Annotated in this window: 1 protein-coding gene; it reads right to left on the bottom strand. The window is 70.3% G+C overall.

Annotated elements, in window-relative coordinates; all coding sequences use genetic code 11:
- Nucleotides 1–286 (bottom strand): BlaI/MecI/CopY family transcriptional regulator (locus tag IG04_RS0142005; protein WP_030482308.1); only part of this gene is annotated, 286 nt, incomplete at both ends.

Genomic DNA, 286 nt, shown 5'->3' with positions numbered 1-286 from the left:
TCCGGCGGCTTTCCTGCGGAACGCCCGGCGCAGCACCGCCGACTCCTCGGTGGTCGCGGACTGTGCGAAGTGCAGCAGCGCGGCCTCGGGATCACCGGACGCGGCGAGCACGTCCCGCACGGCGTTCGCCGCGGCTTCGACGCGGCTGATGGTGGGCTGGTACCAGTAGGCCTTGCCCTCCAGTTCGCGGGAGACCCAGTCCTTGCGGTGCAGGTTGTCCAGCACGGTGAGCACGGTGGTGTAGGCGAGTTGCTTGCCGGTGTCCAGCCGTTCCAGCACCTGGCGC

Source organism: Lentzea albidocapillata (assembly GCF_000719115.1).
Classification (GTDB): domain Bacteria; phylum Actinomycetota; class Actinomycetes; order Mycobacteriales; family Pseudonocardiaceae; genus Lentzea; species Lentzea albidocapillata.
The sequence above is the reverse complement of the archived record's forward strand: the minus strand, read 5'-3'. Positions and strand labels throughout refer to the sequence as shown.